Below are 15,953 nucleotides of genomic sequence, written 5' to 3'. Positions count from 1 at the left end.
GTCACGTGACTCACTCGCTCACCGAGCAGCGCTCACGCCCCGAGCTGGTCGCAGATCTCTACGACCGTCACGCGGCCGGGCTGTTCGCGTACTGCGCCGACCAGCTCGGCGACCTGGGCTCCGCAGGCGATGTCCTGGTGGCCGTCCTCGGCGGCGTGCCCGTGGCGGCCGGCCAACCGGCACCCCAGCGCGCCGCCCTTTACGCGTTCGCCCGGCGCGAGATCCTCCGGCGGGACGTCGTCTACTCGCCGCCCGTGGTGGACCCGATCGTCGACCCCGCCTCCGCCCTGGTCGAGCGGGCACTGAGCGAGCTGCGCCTGCAGCAGCGCGAGGTGCTCCTGCTGACGCAGGTCTGCGGGCTCAACAGGGACGAGCTGGCCTGGGTGCTCGACGTGGCGCCCGACACCGCCGAAGAGCTCGCGGTCAACGCCGCGGGCCGGTTCAAGCAGTCCCTCGCACAGGCGCTGGCCATCGCGGAGAAGCGCGTGCCCAAGCCGATCGCCGACATCTACGCCGCGCTGGCGGTCGCCCCGCTGCGCGACGTGCTCGGCCGCCTGCCGTGGCCGTCCCCGCCGGGCACCCTGCGCATCCACTTCGCCGGATCGCTCTCGGCGACACCGGCGCCGCTGTTCGTCAAGCCGCGCTGGCCGGTGCCGCCCAACTGGCCGCTGCCGCTGGACGAGGCCGACCCGGCGAGCACCACCAGGCTCTTCCCCGCCGAGCTGCTGACGCCCCCGTCGCCGACCCGTACCCCTGAGCACGACGCCACCACGGCGCCGATGCCGAAACTGCGCCGCCCCAGCGCCGAAGGCCCGGCGCCGTTCCCGTCGCCGGTCCCGTTCGGCGAGACGCAGACGCCCTTCGCCGCGTTCGAGCCGCGCCGCAAGACGCCCGGCGGTCCGCCGCCGAAGGCGCCGGACGAGCGGTCGCTCATCATGCGCACCCCGATGCCCGCGGACGTGCTCGACGACCGGCCGCCGCCCAGGCCGCAGGCGGCGCCCGCGACCGGCGACGTGATCCTGCCCATGAACGTGCCGCCCGCGACGGGCGACTTCATCCTGCCCAGCGACGTGGGCCCGCTGTTCACGCCCCGGTCACCGGCGAAGGACCGGGAGCCGGTCTACCGGATGCCGGCGGCCGAGCCCGCCGCCGCCCGGCCGGTCGCCGCGCCCAAGGCCCGGCGATCCGAGCCCGAGACCCGGCGGCCCGAACCCGAGGCCCGGCGGCCCAAGGCCGTCGCGAGCGAGCACGACACCACCAAGAGCGAGTTCTGGCAGCAGCGCGAGGCCCGCAAGCCGGCCGGGTCCCAGAAGACGGCGCCCGGCAAGAAGCCCGGCGGCGGCCGGCCCGGACTCGATTCGTACGACACCCGCAAGCCCGTGGTCCGCAAGGCGCGGCCGCTCCAGGGCCCGCCCAAGCGGCGTCCCAGCAAGAAGTCGCAGCGCCCGCGCCACCTCGACTGGGCCTGGGAGCTGATCGGCTTCGTCATCTGCGTGGTGATCGCGATGATCGTGTTCTTCTCGGTGCCGACGATCCTCAGCCCCTGACGCTCAGGGCGCCGAGAGGATCAGACCGCTGGTCGGCACCCCCGTGCCGGCCGTCACCAGCACGTTGGCGACCCCGACCACCTGGTTGACGGACGTGCCGCGGATCTGGCGGACCGCCTCGGCGATGCCGTTCATCCCATGGATGTAGGCCTCGCCGAGCTGGCCGCCGTGCGGGTTGACGGGCAGCCGGCCGTCGAGCTCGATGCCGCCGTCCTGGAGATAGCCGGCGGCCTCTCCCCTGCCGCAGAACCCGAGCTCCTCCAACTGGGTCAGCACGAACGGGGTGAAGTGGTCGTACAGGATGGCGGTCTGGATGTCCGCGGGCGTCAGGCCGGACATCTCCCATAACCGCCTGCCGACCACTGACATCTCCGGCAGGCCGGCCATGTCGTCGCGGTAGTAGCTGGTCATCATCATCTGGCCGGCGCCGGCTCCCTGGGCCGCCGCCGTGATCACCGCGGCGGACCGGCGCAGGTCCCGCGCCCGCTCGGCGGACGTCACCACCAGCGCCACCGCGCCGTCGCTCTCCTGGCAGCAGTCGAGCAGCCGCAGCGGCTCCGCGATCCACCTGGACGCCTGGTGCTCGGCCAGCGTGATCGGCCGGCCGTGGAACCAGGCGGCCGGGTTGGTCGCCGCGTGCCTGCGCATCGCCACGGCCACCCGCCCGAAGTCCTCGGAGGTCGCGCCGTAGACGTGCATGTACCGCTGGGCGAACATGGCCACCCAGGCGGCGGGCGTCATCAGCCCGTACGGCACATGCCAGCTCATCTCCAGCCCCTGCGACGACGGCTGCCCGCCGAGCCGGGCGTCGGGCTGGCCGAAGCGCCGCCCCGAGCGCTCGTTGAAGGCCCGGTAGCACACGACCGTGTCCGCCATCCCGGTCGCCACGGCCATCGCCGCGTGCGCCACGGTGCCGCAGGCCGCGCCGCCGCCGTACTCCACGCGGGAGAAGAAGCTCAGCTCACCGATGCCCACCTCCCTGGCGACCGCGATCTCCTGGTTGGCGTCCTGGGTGTAGGTGACCATGCCGTCGACCTCGGACGGCGCCAGCCCGGCGTCGTCCAGGGCGGCGAACACCGCCTCGGCCGCCAGCCGCAGCTCCGACCGGCCCGAGTCCTTGCTGAAATCCGTGGCGCCGATGCCGGCGATGGCCGCGCGGGCTCTCAACACGTTCGCTCCTTGGTGATGGCGCGGCCGTTACCGGCGGGCGGGAAGGACGAGGGCGACGGTCCCGGTGGCGTGGTCGCCGAGGCTGACCTTGCCGCGGACCTCCACCGTGATCTCGCCGGACGCGATCGAGGTGACCGTGCCGGTGAAGAGCAGCCGGTCGCCGGAGTAGGCGGGGACGCCCAGCTTGACGTTGATCCGCCGGATCACGGCCGCCGGGCCCGTCCAGTCGGTGACGTACCGCTCGACCAGTCCCATCGTGGTCAGGATGTTGAGAAAGATGTCCGCAGAGCCCTGCGCGCGGGCGCCTTCGACGTCGTGGTGCACGGGGGTGAAGTCCATCGTGGCCAGCGCGGTGGAGACGACCACCGTGGGCGTGAGCTCGATCGACAGCTCGGGCAGCACCGCACCGAGCTCGACCTGATCTTCCCTCAACGTCCGCATCACGGCTCCCGTGGTGCCCACATGGGCAGAACCAGCTCGTCGTCCATCTGTCGGTACGTCACTACCACTGCCATACCGATACCCACGGCCTCGGGCGGGCAGTCCACGATGCCGCCCACGATCCGCACGCCTTCCGGCAGGGCCACCACCGCCACGACGAACGGCGGCTCCCGCCCCGGCACCGGGGGGTGGTGATGCACCACGTAGCTGTAGACCGTGCCCTCGCCCCCCGCGATCCGGTACGCGCGGTTGGCGGAGCGGCAGTGGGGGCAGATCGGGCCCGGCGGATGGCGCAGCTCGCCGCAGTCGGCACAGCTCTGCACGCGCAGCTCGCCCTGCCGGACACCGTCCCAGAAGAACGCGGTGTCCCTGTTCACGGCCGGTCTGAGCGGGTACGGCTCTCGCGGCACCGCCCGCGGCGGCGGGCGGAACTTGAGCACCCGGAACATCATCTCCGCCACCGCCTCCCCGGACTCGGCGTGCCAGGTGATGGTCCAGGTGGCGAAGTACCCTTCGCCGAGCGCCGTCCGTTTCGGTCCGGCCAGGTCGTCGAAGCGGATCGCCGAGGTCAGGCGCTCGCCCAGCCTCGCGTAACGGTGGTAGACCTGCTCGCAGTTGGTCGCCACCACGCCGGTGAAGCCGACGGCGTCCAGCGCGGACATGACGTCGTCCACCGGCGAGTGCTGCCCGGCGGCCCGGCGCACCCCCTGCATGGTCCACACCTGCGCCATCGCCGGAGGGGCGATCCCCTGGTCGAGGTAGACCGGGTTGGTGTCGCCCATCGCGTCGAGCCAGTGCCTGATCATGGGGACGTTGACCGGGTCCACCGCGGCGGCGCCGCGCACCTGCCCGAGCGCGGCCTGCTTGACGGCCAGCTCGTGCAGGTCCCTGTCGGTGCTGGTGCCGGGCTTGCCGGGGTCGGCTCTGTCGGTGTCGGGGCTCATCGGGGCGGCCTCGGCAGGTTCAGGCCCAGCATGGCGATCAGCTCCCGCTGCACCTCGTTGACGCCGCCGCCGAAGGTGAGGACGACCGCGCCCTTGGCCCCGTGGTCCGTCTGCTTGATCAGCTCGGCCGTCTCCGGGTCGGCGGGGTCGCCGTACCTGGCCAGGATGTCGCCGATCAGCCGGCCGGTCTCCTGCATCCGCTCCGAGCCGTAGATCTTGGTGGCCGACGCGTCGGGCGCGCCCAGCCAGCCGAGGTCCATGTTCGCCGCGACCTGCCAGTTGAGCAGCTCGTTGGTGCGGAACCAGGTCCGTACCGCGCCGAGCGCCCGCCGTACGTCCGGCTCGTCCGCCAGCCCTGTGCGGCGGGCCCAGGCGTGGAAGCGGTCGTACGCCTGACCGAGGTTGCCGGCCGGGCCCAGGGTGACGCGCTCGTAGTTGAGCTGGTTGACGATCAGGTCCCAGCCCTTGTCCACCTCGCCCACGACCATGTCCACCGGGACGCGCACGTCGCTGTAGTAGGTGGAGTTCGTGTGATGGCGGCCGTCCATGGTGACGATCGGGGTCCAGGAGTAACCGGGATCGTCGGTCGAGGCGATCATCATGGTGATGCCCTTGTGCTTCTTCGCCCCGGGGTTGGTGCGGGTGGCCAGCCAGATGTACTGGGCGTAGTGGGCGCCGCTGGTGAAGATCTTCTGCCCGTTGACGACGTAGTGGTCGCCGTCCAGCACCGCCGTGGTCCGCAGCGAGGCCAGGTCGGTGCCCGCCTCGGGCTCGCTGTAGCCGATCGCGAAGTGGCACTCGCCCGCCAGGATGCTCGGCAGGAACCGGTCCTTCTGCGCGCTGGTGCCGTACTGCATGAGGGTGGGACCGACGGTCTGCACGGTGATGATCGGGTACGGCACGCCGGCGCGGGCGATCTCGTTGGCGAAGATCTGCTGCTCAAGGGGGCCGTGGCCGCCGCCGCCGTACTCCTTGGGCCAGCCGAGGCCCAGCTTGCCGTCACTGCCGAGCCGGCGGCAGTGCGCCATGTACGCCTCGCCGAACGGGTCCTCGGCGATCTTCCTGCGGTCCTCGGCGGTGAGGCAGGCGGCGAAGTACTCGCGCAGCTCGTCGCGGAGCCTGCGCTGATCAGGGGTCAGGTCGATGAGCATCAGGCGAGCGCTCCGATCAGGTCGAGCTGGGCGTCGCCGCCCCCCAGCCGGTGGGCCAGGTGCTTGGCGTGCGCGAAGTAGCGGTGCAGCGGGTAGGTCACGTCCAGCCCGAGGCCGCCGTGCAGGTGCTGGCAGGTGTAGAGCGCCTTGACCGCCTCGCTCGCGTGGAACGCCGCGACGGCCAGGTCCTCCTCTGCGGGCAGGCCGACGGCCAGCCGCCAGGCGCCCGACCACATGGCCACGTCCAGCGCGCGCCCGGCGATGTAGACGTCGGCGATCTGCATGGTGACCGCCTGGAACTCGGCCAGCGCCCGGCCGAACTGCTTCCTGGTCCTGATGTACTCGGTGGTGAGCCGCAGCGCCCCCGCCAGCACGCCGGACGCCTGCGCGACGGCCGCCGCCGTGTACAGCCGCCGCACGTCCTCGACCGCCTCGGGCCCCGCGACCCGCTCGGCCGGGGTACGGTCCAGGGTGATCGTGGCCGTGGGCTCCCCCGTGGAGGCGAACTCGGGCGTCGCCGGTGGCCCGTGCACCAGGAACAGCCCTTGATCGGCCGTCACCAGCACGTCCCCTTCGGCATGCGCCACACCGGCCTTCCGACCACTGACCGACCAGCCACCCACCCCTGGCTCGGACGCCCCCGCAGCCGATCCGCCCGCTCCTGGCTCGGCTGTGGTGGTGGGCGGGGCGGCGAGCGGCCGGCCCGGTTCCTTGATCGCCACCGTGGACACGTTCGTCCCGGACAGCCTCAACTGCTGCTCGCGGGAGCCGTGCCTGCTGACGGCCAGCGTGCTCACCAAGGTCGCCGCCAGTGGGCCGGGCGCGGCCCTCGCCCCCGCCTCCCGCAGCAGCACGGCCAGCTCAACAGGCCCCAGCCCGGCGCCGCCGGCGTGCTCGGCCGCGCAGATGGCTGTCAGGCCGGCCTCGCGCAGCGCCTTCCACAACCTCTCGTCGTACGGCCTGCCGCTCTTCTCGTGCGCCTCCAGCCGCTCGTGACCGGCCTCGTTCGCCAGTACGTCCGCGGCCAGGGCTCGCAGCTCCTCCTGGGTCTCGTCAAGCTTGAAATCCATCAAAGCCTCCCGAGGGGACCGTCGCCTTGAGGCGACGGGGGAATCGGCAGCGGGAGGGCCATCAAAGCCCGAGCGTGCCCTGAGCTGTCAGGTCCGCGCATCACGGATGTCCTTCCGGGTTCTGTCGGCGCTTGCCGATATCGTGGTGGTGTCGTTACCGAACGTGAGGGGAGGTGGGGTGTGCGCAGGTCGTTCACGTTTCTGCTGCGCCCCACCCGGCATCAGGAGATCGCGCTGGCGGCGTGTCTGGAGGATCACCGGCAGCTGTACAACGCCGCTCTGGAGCATCGCCGCATCGCCTACGCCAAGGCGGGCGTGAGTATTCGGTACGGCGACCAGTCGGCCGAGTTGAAACACATCCGGGGCGATGACCCCAATGGGCAGGGCCGCTGGTCGTTCTCCTCCCAGCAGGCCACCCTGCGCCGTCTGGACAAGGCGTTCGGTGCATTCTTCAAGCGCGTCAAGGCCGGGCGCACCCCGGGCTTCCCCCGGTTCAAGGGCTGGGGCCGGTTCGACAGCGTCGAGTGGCCGAAGGACGGCGACGGCTGCCGGTGGGACTCCCAGCCGCAGCACCCCACCGCGACCTACGTGCGGCTCCTGGGCGTCGGGCACGTGCGGGTCCACCAGCACCGGCCGGTCAGGGGCTGGGTAAAGACGATCAGAGTCAAGCGGGCAGGCTCCCGCTGGTTCGTGGTGCTGTCGTGCGATGAGGTGCCCGCTGAACCGCTGCCCGCCACGGGCGCGAGCGTAGGGATCGACCTGGGTGTCGCCTCGCTCGTCACCACCTCCGACGGCGGTCAGGTGGCCAATCGGCGTCACCTCGCGGCCACGGCCGGTCGGCTCGCGGCGGGGCAGCGTGACCTGGCCCGTAAGAAGCGTGGCTCGAAGCGGCGGCGCAAGGCGGTGGCCCGCGTCGCCGCGCTGCACGCCAAAATCCGTCGCCAGCGCCTGGACGGCGCGCACAAGGCTGCGCTCGCCCTGGTCCGCGCCTACGACGTGATCGCGCACGAGGACCTGCGGATCAGCAACATGACCCGCTCGGCGTCCGGCACGGTCGAGCGGCCCGGCCGCAATGTCGCGCAGAAGTCCGGCTTGAACCGGAGCATCCTGGATGCGGGCTGGGGGGTGTTCCTGACGATCCTCGCGGACAAGGCTGAAAGCGCCGGTCGAGAGCTGATCGCGGTGAACCCCGCCGGCACCTCCCGCACATGCGCCCGCTGCGGGCACTGTGCGAAGGACAACCGCGTCACCCAGGCCGAGTTCGCCTGTACGGCGTGCGGGCACGCCGCGCACGCCGACGTGAACGCGGCGATCAACATCCTCAGGGCAGGGCTTGCCCTTCGCCAGGCCGCGCAAGCGGCTTAGCGAAAAGCCGCTCCCTTCAGAGAGCGGAGGAGTCACCAGCCCTCCAGTAGGTGATGCCGGCCATGCCGGATGAACTCGCCCTCGATCGCCGCGATGTCCTCCCTGCCGAGTAATCGCGGCTCAGCGCGGGCTTCCGGCCACCACCAGACGGGGTCGGAGGTCCGCCAGGCGTCCTTGGCCAGGAGCCGCTTGATGACCTTGTTCGAGGGCGTCTGGGGCAGCGCGCGGCACAGCCGTACATAGCGGGGCAGCGCCTTCGCCCCCAGATCCCGCCGCGACGCCAGAAAATCGGCGAACGCCTTCGGGTCGAACCCCACAGGACCGGACGCCGCCAGCTCGGACGCCGCCGGACCTGACAGCGCGAGATCGGGCACCGCCGGACGGGACACTGCCGGACGGGACACTGCTGGACGGGACACTGCTGGACCTGACAGCGCGAGATCGGACGTCTCTTCGGAGGCGCTCAGTACCAGGGCCGCCATCACCTGGTCGCCGGCCTGGGCGTCCGGTACCGGGTAGACCACCGCCTCGACCACACCGGGGAACTCCCGTATCGCCGCCTCGATCGGGGCGACGGCCAGGTTCTCCCCGTCCACCCGGAGGCGTTCGGTGCCGCGCCCGGCGAAGAACACGTAGCCGTCGCCGTCGACGTAGGCCAGGTCGCCGGACCAGAACGCGCCGTCGCGGACGCGCTCCGCGTCGGCCTCGGGGTCGTTGTAGTAGCCCTCGAACAGGCCCAGCCCCGCCACGTTGACCAGCTCACCGATCGCCTCGTCCGGGTTGCGCAGCCGCCCCTCCTCCAGCACCGCCGTGGCACACCGCGCGCCGGTGTACGGGTTACGCACCTCGACGCCCTCGGGGAGTTTGCCGAGGCTGCCGGGAGGGCCCGACGGGTCGGGAGAGACCGAGATCGCCGTCTCCGTCGACCCGAACGCGTCGATCACCCCGCAACCGAAGCGCTGCCCGAACCGCCGGGTCGCCGTCGCACTCCCCTCATTGCCGAAAGCGATCCTCAACGGGTTGGCGGCGTCGTCGGGCAGCTCCGGGGTGGCCAGCACGTAGGACAGCGCCTTGCCCACATAGTGCAGGTACGTGCACCCGTACCGTCTGATGTCGGGCAGTGTGCCGGAGGCCGAGAACGTCCGGCGCAACGCCAGCGCGGCCCCCGAGACCACCGCCGGGGCGTAGGCCGCCATGATCGCGCCGGAGTGGAAGAGCGGCATCGAGCAGTAGACGACGTCGTCCGGCGTGAGAAGCGCGGCCAGGGACACCCCCGGCAGCGCGACCTTGCGCTGCGTGACACGAACGGCACGCGGGCGCCCAGAGGTGCCGGACGTGAAAATCAACATCACGAGATCCCCCGGCTCAGGCCAACCCGTCACACGCCCCTCCAGACCGGGCCCATCCGGACCGGGCCCCTCCAGACCGAGCTCATCCGGACCGCGCTCGTCCGCATCGGGGTCGCGCCGGGCGGGCCCGTTCGGCTCGGTCGGGGGCTGGGACAGGGTCGAGACGGGGACGGGCTCCACGCCCGTCTCGCGGGCGACCTCGCGGGCCAGGGTCTCGTAGGGCTCGTCCCACAGCAGGACGTCCACGTCGGTCGCGCGGGCGTCGCGGGACAGCTCGGCCACCGACCGGGTGCGGTTCAGCGCGACCACGACGTGCCCCGTCAGCGCCGCCCCGCCCAGCAGGAAGAGCAGCTCGGGCACGTTGTCGCAGAGCACGCCCGCGTGGACGGGACGAGCCCGGCCGGGGCGGGCGCGCCGGTCCAGCCAGGCGCCCGCCAGGCGGCAGGCGCGCACGTACGCGCGCCACGACCATCGCCGGTCCTCGAACAGGAGGCCGGGACGGTCGTCCTCCGCTCGGGCCGCCAGGAGGGCGGCGAGGGTGTCCGCGGTCATGGTGCCTCCACCAAGCGCTCGGTCGAACCGCAAACTAGAACAGATTCTAATATCTGTCCAGAGGCCACCCGTTACGACAAGTCTGGATATATGCGTGTAGCGCGGGAGACATGCATCTATAGGCGCTGTTTGTGACCCGTGAGTAACAAGCCCGGCCGCCGATAAATCAAGTAACGTGTTCTCATGCGTACCCCGCAGCCGGCCATCGCCACGCCCCCCAGTGACACCGAGGGGGCCATGGAGCAGGAGCCCAGCAGCGGGCAGAGCGTCCGGACGCGCAGCCAGCACCAGCGCCGCAAGCGCATCGTCCAGGCGGCCGCCGCGCTCGCCTCACGAGGCGGCGTCGAGGCGATGCAGATGCGCACGGTCGCCGAGCGGGCCGGGGTGGCGCTCGGCACCCTCTATCGCTACTTCCCGTCCAAGATGGACCTGGTCGTGGCGGTCGTCGGCGAGGAGATCGACCTGCTGGAGAGCAGCATCGAGCGCAGGCCGCCGAGCGCCTCCACCCCCGCCGGGCGCGCGGTCGACGTCCTGATGCGGGCCACCCGCGGCCTGATGCGCGAGCCGGAGCTGGCCGACGCGCTGATCCGCTCGCTGATCCTGGCCGAGGTCGAGACCCCGTTCGGCGACCGGATGACCGGCCTGCTGCTCCGCGTCTCGGCCGGCGGCATCAGCCGCGACCAGGCCAGCGAGGAGCAGATCGCGCTCGCCGGCTCCCTGTCGAGCATCTGGGTGCAGGAGCTGCTGGAGATGCTGCGCGGGCGCCGCACCTACGAGCAGATCCAGCGCCGCATCGAGATAGCCTCCGACCGGCTGCTGAGCGACATCTAGACAGGCGCGGAGGGATCTGGACAGGCGCAGAGAGATCTGGACAGGCGCAGATCTAGACAGGCGCGGACAGCCTGAAGGTGCGGCGGTAGGCGTGGGGTGACACGCCGACCGCCGCGTGCAGATGCTGCCGCAGCGAGGCCGCGGTGCCGAGCCCGGCGCGCTCGGCGATGGCGTCCACCGGCAGGTCGCTGCTCTCCAGCAGCCGCCTGGCCAGCTCGATCCGCTGCAGGGTGAGCCACTGGCCGGGGCTGGTGCCGGCCTCCGCGCGAAAGTGCCTGGTGAACGTACGCCTGCTCATGCCGGCGTGCCGTGCCAGGTCCGCCAGCTGGAGCGGCTCGCCCAGTCGCTCCAGGGCCCACGCCCTGGTGGGGGCCGTCCCGGAGCCGGACGGCTCGGGCATGGGGTGCTCGACGTACTGCGCCTGGCCGCCGTCCCGCCACGGCGCCACCAGGCACAGGCGCGCGACCTGGTTGGCGACCTCGCTGCCGTGGTCACGGCGCAGCAGGTGCAGGCAGAGGTCCACCCCCGCGGAGGCGCCCGCCGAGGTGAGCACGTCGCCGTCGTCCACGAACAGCACGCCGGGGTCCACCCGCACCTGGGGGTACAGGCGGGCCAGGCGCTCGGCCTGCTTCCAGTGGGTCGTCGCGGGCCGGCCGTCCAGCAGGCCCGCCGCCGCCAGCACGAAACTGGCGACGCAGATCGATACGACCCGCGTACCCGGGCGTACCGAGGTCAGGGCCGTGAGCAGGCCCGCGGGCAGTTCCTCCGGGCCGGTGATGTCGGAGAAGTCCTCCACGGCGGGAATGACCACGGTGTCGGCGGTGGCGAGCACGGCCGTGTCGTGCTCGACCAGCACCGAGTAGTCGGCGGCCGTGGCGACCGGGCGGCCGTCGAGCGAGCAGGTGACCACCTCGTAGCGCGGCCGGCCGTCAGGGGTGTACGCGCCGCCGAAGATGCGGGACGGGATGCTGAGCTCGAACGGGATCACGCCGTCGAGTGCGAGGACGGCCACACGATGCATGGCCCGATTTTTGCACATATTGGCCTTCGGGTCACTCGCCCAGCGCCGCCGCGTCCAGCAAGCTTGTCCTTATGAAGATGCGTGCGATCAGCCAGGACACCGCAGGCGGTCCCGAAGTGCTGAAGATGGTGGAAGTGGACAAGCCGGTCCCCGGACCGACCGAGGTGCTCGTCCGGGTGAAGGCGGCGGGCGTGAACCCCACCGACTGGAAGAGCCGGGCCAGTGGCAGCGTGTGGGGCACACCTCCCCCGTTCGTCCTAGGCTTCGACGTCTCAGGCGTCGTCGAGGCCGTCGGATTCGGCGTGGCGCTGTACAAACCGGGCGACGAGGTCTTCGGCATGCTCCGCTACCCGGTGGGCCACGGCGCCTACGCCGAGTACGTCACCGCGCCGTCCAGGCACTTCGTCCGCAAGCCCGCCGGCCTCGACCACGCGCAGGCGGCCGCGATCCCGCTCGCCGCCCTCACCGCCTGGCAGGCGCTCGTGGACGTCGCCGGACTGCAGGCGGGGCAGCGCGTGCTGGTCCACGCCGCCGCCGGTGGGGTCGGGCACTTCGCCGTGCAGATCGCCAAGGCGCGCGGCGCGTACGTGATCGGCACGGCGAGCGCCGGCAAGCACGACCTTCTGCGCGATCTCGGGGCCGACGAGCTCGTCGACTACCGGGAGCAGGACTTCGCCGAGGTGGTACGCGACGTCGACGTGGTGCTGGAGGCCATCGGCGGTGATTATGGGATGCGTTCCCTGCGGACTCTGCGCGAGGGCGGCACCATCGTGTCCCTGCTGGGGTTGAGCGAGGAGCTGGCGGCTCGGGCGGCCGAGCTGGGCATCCGGGCGGAGGCCATCCTCGTCGAGCCCGACCACGCGGCGATGCGGGCCCTGGCGGCGCTGGCCGAGGCGGGCAAACTGCGTACGGAGGTCGCCGCGATCGTGCCGCTGGCCGAGGCGGCCAAGGCCCACGAACTCGGGGAGACGAACCGTACCTCCGGCAAGATCGTCCTCACCGTCCCCGACTGACCCGCACTCGCCTCCCGGCCGTTCCGGTGGCGCGGGGGTGGGTTCGGAGCTCAATCTGTCGGTGGCTTGGCCTATACAGGAGGTATGAGCGACAAGCCATCGAGCGAGGACTTTCTGCGCCTGGCTGATCCGATGCGGCGCGAGCTGCTCGCGCACTGCTATCGCATGCTCGGCTCGGTGCACGACGCCGAGGATCTGGTGCAGGAGACCTATCTGCGGGCGTGGCGCGGCTACGAGGGTTTCGAGGGCCGTTCCTCGCTGCGCACCTGGCTCTACCGGATCGCCACCACCCAGTGCCTCACCGCGCTCGACAGCCGGGGCCGCCGGCCGTTGCCGACCGGCCTCGGCGCGCCGGCCGCCGAGCCGACGGCGCCGCCGGTCGAGCGGGGTGAGGTGCCGTGGCTGGAGCCGGTGCCCGACGGGATGGTGGGCGCCGGGGGCGACGACCCGGCCGCGATCGTCACCGCCCGGGAGAGCATCCGGCTCGCGCTGGTCGCAGCCCTGCAGCACCTGCCGCCGCGTCAGCGCGCCGTCCTCATCCTGCGGGACGTGCTCAAGTGGCGGGCGGCCGAGGTCGCCGAGGTGCTCGACACCACCACCATCGCCGTCAACAGCATCCTGCAGCGGGCCCGTGCGCAGCTCCAGCAGGTGGCGCCCAGCCTCGACGACCGGCCGCAGCCGCTGACCCAGGAGCAGCAGGTCCAGCTCGACCGCTACATGAAGGCGTTCGAGAGCTATGACGTGCGCGCCATCACCACGCTGCTCACCTGGGACGCGATCTGGGAGATGCCGCCCTTCGACGGCTGGTATCAGGGCGCGGAGGCGATCGCGGCGCTCATCAGGACCAACTGCCCGGCGAGCGGCCCTGGCGATCTGCTGCTGGTGCCCACCCAGGCCAACGGCCAGCCCGCGTTCGGCATGTATCTGCGCGAGGGTGACGGTTATCGGGCGTTCGGGCTGCCCGTGCTCACCTTCACCGGCTCGCTGGTCAGCCACGTGTCCATGTTCTTCGACCTGAGCTTGTTCGACTTCTTCGGCCTGCCCCGCACGCTGGAGCGGGCTTCCGCGTCAAAGTAGAACGAGTTACAGTCACCACCAGAGCATCATTCTGGAGGCGACTGTGGGCACACCGGTGATCGTCGAGGCCATCCGCACCCCCATCGGCAAGCGCGGCGGCCTGCTGGCCGACCTCAAGCCGCAGCAGGTGCTGGCCACCGCGCTGAACGGCCTCATCGACCGGGCGGGGATCGACCCCGCGCTGGTCGAGCAGGTGTTCGCCGGCTGTGTCACCCAGGCCGGCGAGCAGGGCGGGCACATCGGGCGGCACGCCTGGCTGTACGCCGGCCTGCCCTACCAGGCGGGGGTCACCACCGTCGACGCGCAGTGCGGGTCCTCGCAGCAGGCGGTGCACCTGGCTGCGGCGCTGATCCGGGCCGGGGTGATCGACGTGGGCGTGGGCTGCGGGGTCGAGGTGATGAGCCGGGCGCCGCTCGGCAGCAACGTGATCCCGGCCAAGCCGCGGCCGGACGACTGGAGCATCGACCTGCCCGACCAGTTCACCGCCGCCGAACGCATCGCGCGGCGGCGCGGGCTCACCCGCGAGCGGCTCGACGCCTTCGGCGCCCGGTCTCAGCAACTCGCCGCCAAGGCCTGGTCGGACGGGCGGTTCGAGCGCGAGATCGTCCCTGTGGGGCAGGTCACCCGCGACCAGGGGCTGCGCGAGACCACCGCCGAGAGCCTCGCCGGGCTCAAGCCCGTCCGGGAGGGCACGCTGCACACCGCCGGCACCTCCTCGCAGATCTCCGACGGCGCCGCCGCCGTGCTGGTCATGAGCGAGGAGGCCGCCGCCAAGCACGGGCTGCGCCCCCGGGCGCGGATCCTGGCCCAGGCGCTCGTCGGCGCGGAGCCGTACTACCACCTGGACGGGCCGGTGGACGCGACGGCGAAGGTGCTCACGGCGACCGGGATGTCGATGAGCGACATCGACCGGTTCGAGGTGAACGAGGCGTTCGCCTCGGTGGTGCTGTCCTGGGCGAGTGTGCACCAGCCGGACTTCGACCGGGTCAACGTCAACGGCGGCGCGATCGCGCTCGGCCACCCGGTCGGCGCCACCGGCGCGCGCCTGCTCACCACGGCACTGCACGAGCTGGAACGGTCGGACTCGGGCACGGCGCTGGTGACGATGTGCGCGGGCGGCGCGCTGGCCACGGCCACGATCATCGAGCGCATCGGCTGAGCCGGGCGGCAGGCTTGCGGGAAGGACAGGTCGGATATTTCGTATCCGATCCGGGTGTCTCTCCCCCACAATCTACGGAAGACGCACGACGGGGGACCCTGGATGAGCAGATCACGGCGCAGGCCGTACACGGAGCAGCGCCCGCAGGACCTCGGTGGTGGGGTGTGCAGCGTGCCGGTGCCGATTCCCGGCAGCCCGCTGGGCTACACACTGGTGTACGCCCTGGAATCGCCTGCGGGGCCCGTACTGGTGGATGCCGGGTGGAATCACCCGGACGCCTGGGCGGCGCTCAGCGGCGGACTGGCCACCCTCGGGATCGACGTGGCCTCGGTCAGGGGCGTGGTCGTCACCCACTTCCACCCCGACCACGCCGGGCTGGCCGGGCAGATACGGCAGGAGTCGGGCGCCTGGATCGCGATGCACGAGGCGGACGCGGCGCTGGTCGAGTACATGCACGGCATGTCCGACGACGCCCACACTGACTTCCAGGCGGAGATGCTGAAACTGGCGGGCGCGGGCGCCGACGAGATCGCGGCGGTGAACGCGGGTCCGAGCGACAGCCCGCGTGCGGCGAAAGCCGATGGGGCAAGCCCGCATGCGGCGCAAGCTGAAGGCCCCAGTGGCGGCTCGCGTGCGGCTAAGGCAGAAGGGGCGGGGTCGCGAGGGCGGCAGGTGCCGGCGATTCCCGATCGGCGGCTGCGGGACGGGGATCTGATCGATCTGCCGGGCAGGAAGCTGCGGGCGGTGCACACGCCCGGACACACCCCCGGACACATCTGCCTGCACCTGGAGGACGCCGACCGGCTGTTCACCGGTGACCATGTGCTCCCCGACATCACCCCACACGTCGGCATCTATCCCTATGACCGGACCGACGTCAATCCCTTGGGTGATTTCCTGGAGTCGCTCGGCCGGGTGGGTGAGCTCGGCATGCTCGACGCCCTCCCCGCCCATGAGTGGATATTTCCCGATGTAGCAGCACGGACGGCAGAGATCCGCCACCATCACGAGGAGAAGCTCGAACGGCTGCACGCCCAACTGTCCGAGTGTGCCGATCCGCCGACCATTTGGGAGACCGCCGCCATGATGACCTGGAACAGGCCTTGGGCAGATCTGCCGCCCGCGCTGCGCGGCATGGCGGCCGGCGAGGCCGCGGCCCATCTGCGCGCGCTGGAGGCTCGCGGCGCGGTCCGCCGCCTGTCAGACACCGGCCCGGTGCGCTTCCAGGCCATAGAATCCTAGACGTCCGATGTCTAGGGAGAA

The 15,953-nt window shown here is 71.7% G+C and carries 14 protein-coding genes; 7 read left to right on the top strand and 7 right to left on the bottom strand.

The window, feature by feature from the left end; translation table 11 throughout:
- Positions 1–5 precede the first annotated feature (5 nt).
- A complete protein-coding gene (locus IEY87_RS00610; RefSeq protein ID WP_189136470.1) occupies positions 6–1,547 on the top strand; it encodes a hypothetical protein in 1,542 nt (513 codons plus the stop codon).
- 3 nt (positions 1,548–1,550) lie between these two features.
- Here the strand turns inward: IEY87_RS00610 and IEY87_RS00605 are convergent, their stop codons facing one another.
- The 5 genes from IEY87_RS00605 to IEY87_RS00585 are packed head-to-tail and all read right to left on the bottom strand — an operon-like array spanning position 1,551 to position 6,323.
- The gene (locus tag IEY87_RS00605) at positions 1,551–2,714 is read right to left on the bottom strand and encodes a lipid-transfer protein (RefSeq protein ID WP_189137253.1); all 1,164 of its coding nucleotides are present in this window, start codon (positions 2,712–2,714) and stop codon (positions 1,551–1,553) included.
- A 30-nt stretch (positions 2,715–2,744) separates the two neighbouring features.
- Positions 2,745–3,158 carry a MaoC/PaaZ C-terminal domain-containing protein gene (locus tag IEY87_RS00600; RefSeq protein ID WP_189136469.1) on the bottom strand — a complete coding sequence of 138 codons (414 nt, stop codon included), beginning with the start codon at positions 3,156–3,158 and terminating at the stop codon, positions 2,745–2,747.
- Positions 3,158–4,102 (bottom strand): bifunctional MaoC family dehydratase N-terminal/OB-fold nucleic acid binding domain-containing protein, encoded by a 945-nt coding sequence (locus IEY87_RS00595; RefSeq protein WP_189136468.1) that lies wholly within the window; start codon positions 4,100–4,102, stop codon positions 3,158–3,160. Before IEY87_RS00595 ends, IEY87_RS00600 begins: the two co-directional genes overlap by 1 nt.
- Positions 4,099–5,253, bottom strand: a complete 1,155-nt coding sequence (locus IEY87_RS00590; protein WP_189136467.1) for an acyl-CoA dehydrogenase family protein — start codon at positions 5,251–5,253, stop codon at positions 4,099–4,101. Before IEY87_RS00590 ends, IEY87_RS00595 begins: the two co-directional genes overlap by 4 nt.
- On the bottom strand, positions 5,253–6,323 hold the full coding sequence (locus IEY87_RS00585) for an acyl-CoA dehydrogenase family protein (RefSeq protein ID WP_189136466.1): 1,071 nt from the start codon (positions 6,321–6,323) through the stop codon (positions 5,253–5,255). Before IEY87_RS00585 ends, IEY87_RS00590 begins: the two co-directional genes overlap by 1 nt.
- A 180-nt stretch (positions 6,324–6,503) precedes the next feature.
- Between IEY87_RS00585 and IEY87_RS00580 the strand changes: the two genes are divergently transcribed.
- Complete coding sequence (locus IEY87_RS00580) at positions 6,504–7,688, top strand: RNA-guided endonuclease InsQ/TnpB family protein (protein WP_189136465.1); 1,185 nt, start codon at positions 6,504–6,506, stop codon at positions 7,686–7,688.
- Positions 7,689–7,720: 32 nt separating this feature from the next.
- On the opposite strand, the gene IEY87_RS00575 is transcribed toward IEY87_RS00580, so the two are convergent.
- Positions 7,721–9,589: an AMP-binding protein gene (locus IEY87_RS00575; RefSeq protein ID WP_225276867.1), complete on the bottom strand. Its 1,869-nt coding sequence runs from the start codon at positions 9,587–9,589 to the stop codon at positions 7,721–7,723.
- A gap of 237 nt (positions 9,590–9,826) precedes the next feature.
- Here IEY87_RS00575 and IEY87_RS00570 point away from each other — a divergent pair, with 237 nt between their 5' ends.
- A complete protein-coding gene (locus IEY87_RS00570) occupies positions 9,827–10,420 on the top strand; it encodes a TetR family transcriptional regulator (RefSeq protein ID WP_225276897.1) in 594 nt (197 codons plus the stop codon).
- A gap of 52 nt (positions 10,421–10,472) precedes the next feature.
- On the opposite strand, the gene IEY87_RS00565 is transcribed toward IEY87_RS00570, so the two are convergent.
- Positions 10,473–11,441, bottom strand: coding sequence for a GlxA family transcriptional regulator (locus IEY87_RS00565; RefSeq protein WP_189136463.1), 969 nt, complete (start codon positions 11,439–11,441; stop codon positions 10,473–10,475).
- A 77-nt stretch (positions 11,442–11,518) separates the two neighbouring features.
- On the opposite strand from IEY87_RS00565, the gene IEY87_RS00560 reads away from it, so the two are divergent.
- From IEY87_RS00560 to IEY87_RS00545, 4 genes are all read left to right on the top strand, one after another.
- Positions 11,519–12,454 carry an NADP-dependent oxidoreductase gene (locus IEY87_RS00560; protein ID WP_189136462.1) on the top strand — a complete coding sequence of 312 codons (936 nt, stop codon included), beginning with the start codon at positions 11,519–11,521 and terminating at the stop codon, positions 12,452–12,454.
- An 84-nt stretch (positions 12,455–12,538) separates the two neighbouring features.
- The gene (locus IEY87_RS00555; RefSeq protein ID WP_189136461.1) at positions 12,539–13,531 is read left to right on the top strand and encodes a sigma-70 family RNA polymerase sigma factor; all 993 of its coding nucleotides are present in this window, start codon (positions 12,539–12,541) and stop codon (positions 13,529–13,531) included.
- 43 nt (positions 13,532–13,574) lie between these two features.
- Positions 13,575–14,690, top strand: a complete 1,116-nt coding sequence (locus IEY87_RS00550) for a steroid 3-ketoacyl-CoA thiolase (protein WP_189136460.1) — start codon at positions 13,575–13,577, stop codon at positions 14,688–14,690.
- 102 nt (positions 14,691–14,792) lie between these two features.
- Positions 14,793–15,932 carry an MBL fold metallo-hydrolase gene (locus IEY87_RS00545; protein WP_189136459.1) on the top strand — a complete coding sequence of 380 codons (1,140 nt, stop codon included), beginning with the start codon at positions 14,793–14,795 and terminating at the stop codon, positions 15,930–15,932.
- Positions 15,933–15,953 lie beyond the last annotated feature (21 nt).

It is taken from the genome of Nonomuraea glycinis (assembly GCF_014646515.1).
GTDB lineage: Bacteria > Actinomycetota > Actinomycetes > Streptosporangiales > Streptosporangiaceae > Nonomuraea > Nonomuraea glycinis.
The sequence above is the reverse complement of the archived record's forward strand: the minus strand, read 5'-3'. Positions and strand labels throughout refer to the sequence as shown.

What these genes read in the sequence shown, in the direction of transcription:
- IEY87_RS00600 (WP_189136469.1), bottom strand. Translation starts at nt 3,158, where the DNA reads ATGCGGACGTTGAGGGAAGATCAGGTCGAGCTCGGTGCGGTGCTGCCC.
- IEY87_RS00595 (WP_189136468.1), bottom strand. Translation starts at nt 4,102, where the DNA reads ATGAGCCCCGACACCGACAGAGCCGACCCCGGCAAGCCCGGCACCAGC.
- IEY87_RS00590 (WP_189136467.1), bottom strand. Translation starts at nt 5,253, where the DNA reads ATGCTCATCGACCTGACCCCTGATCAGCGCAGGCTCCGCGACGAGCTG.
- IEY87_RS00585 (WP_189136466.1), bottom strand. Translation starts at nt 6,323, where the DNA reads ATGGATTTCAAGCTTGACGAGACCCAGGAGGAGCTGCGAGCCCTGGCC.
- IEY87_RS00575 (WP_225276867.1), bottom strand. Translation starts at nt 9,589, where the DNA reads ATGACCGCGGACACCCTCGCCGCCCTCCTGGCGGCCCGAGCGGAGGAC.
- IEY87_RS00570 (WP_225276897.1), top strand. Translation starts at nt 9,827, where the DNA reads ATGGAGCAGGAGCCCAGCAGCGGGCAGAGCGTCCGGACGCGCAGCCAG.
- IEY87_RS00565 (WP_189136463.1), bottom strand. Translation starts at nt 11,441, where the DNA reads ATGCATCGTGTGGCCGTCCTCGCACTCGACGGCGTGATCCCGTTCGAG.
- IEY87_RS00560 (WP_189136462.1), top strand. Translation starts at nt 11,519, where the DNA reads ATGCGTGCGATCAGCCAGGACACCGCAGGCGGTCCCGAAGTGCTGAAG.
- IEY87_RS00555 (WP_189136461.1), top strand. Translation starts at nt 12,539, where the DNA reads ATGAGCGACAAGCCATCGAGCGAGGACTTTCTGCGCCTGGCTGATCCG.
- IEY87_RS00545 (WP_189136459.1), top strand. Translation starts at nt 14,793, where the DNA reads ATGAGCAGATCACGGCGCAGGCCGTACACGGAGCAGCGCCCGCAGGAC.